Origin of the sequence: Micromonospora sp. C51 (assembly GCF_018070435.1) — a bacterium.
Taxonomy (GTDB): Bacteria; Actinomycetota; Actinomycetes; order Mycobacteriales; family Micromonosporaceae; genus Micromonospora; species Micromonospora sediminimaris.
In genome coordinates, this window is the sequence record NZ_JAGPXQ010000094.1 from 1 (window position 1) to 1258 (window position 1258).

General features: G+C 64.8%; 1 protein-coding gene. It reads left to right on the forward strand.

Annotation, left to right across the window (positions count from 1 at the left end):
• Nucleotides 1–69: 69 nt before the first annotated feature.
• Complete coding sequence (locus KBX50_RS32505; protein WP_210941662.1) at nt 70–1218, forward strand: IS3 family transposase; 1149 nt, start codon at nt 70–72, stop codon at nt 1216–1218.
• Nucleotides 1219–1258 lie beyond the last annotated feature (40 nt).

Consider the following 1258-nt stretch of genomic DNA (forward strand, 5'->3'; position numbering starts at 1 on the left):
TGATGTTCCCCGGGTTCGGTGGAGTCGGGTTGGTTGACTCGTCAGGCTCGTCGCTCGTTGAGGAGAGACGTGCCGAGGAGATACCCACCGGAGTTTCGTCGCAAGGTCCTCGATCTGCTCAAGGCCGGCCGGTCTGTCGCGGAGTTGGTCCGGGACTTGGAGATCAGCGATCAGACGATCTACAACTGGCGCCGCCAGGAGCTGATCGACACCGGCCAGATGCCGGGTGTCACCTCTGCCGACCAGGTTGAGCTGGTCGCGGCTCGACGGCGTATCGCCGAGTTGGAGACTGAGTTGGCGGTGCATCGCCGCGCGGCTGAACTGCTCAAGGAGGTGGTGCCCCCAAAAGACCGGTACGCGGTCATCCACCGGATGGCCGCTGAGGGACTCCCCGTCGAGATCTGCTGCCGCGTGCTCGTGGTCTCGGCGTCGGGGTACTACGCCTGGCGCAACCGACCACCATCGCAGCGGGCGCTGCGTCACGCGTGGTTGACCGAACAGATCCGCGCGGTGCATGTGGCATCCCGCGGCACGTACGGTTCCCGCCGGGTGCACGCCGAACTGCGGATGGGCCGCGGACTCGTCGTGGGCTATCACGCGGTGGAGATGCTGATGCGCCGTGCCGGCATCCACGGCCTGCCCGGTAGTCGCCGTCCCCGGCCGAAGCACCAGACGCCGACTGCCAGTGATCTGGTCAACCGCGACTTCGCCAGATCGTCGCCGAACCAGTTGTGGGTCACCGACATCACCGAGCACCCGACCCGCGAGGGCAAGGTGTACTGCGCGGTCGTGCTGGACACCTTCTCCCGCAAAGTCGTCGGCTGGTCCATCGATGCCACGCAGACAGCCACGCTGGTGACCAACGCCCTGAGCATGGCCATCAGCAACCGCCAACCGTCCGGCACCGTGATCCACTCCGACCACGGAGTGCAGTTCACCTCATGGGCCTTCACCCGCCGAGTCCAGGAATCTGGCCTGGCACCCTCAATGGGATCCATCGGCGACTGCTACGACAACGGCATGATCGAGTCGTTCTGGGGCCGCATGCAGACCGAACTACTCAACCGGCGGAAGTGGCGCACCCGCATCGAACTGGCCAACGCGATCTTCGAGTACCTGGAGATTTTCCACAACCGACAACGCCGCCATAGCTCACTGGGCATGCTCACCCCGATCGAGTATGAGAAGCTCCACCCGATCGCCCTATCCGCAGCCTGACGCCAACCAACACGGCTCCGAGAAACCCGGGGAACATCAA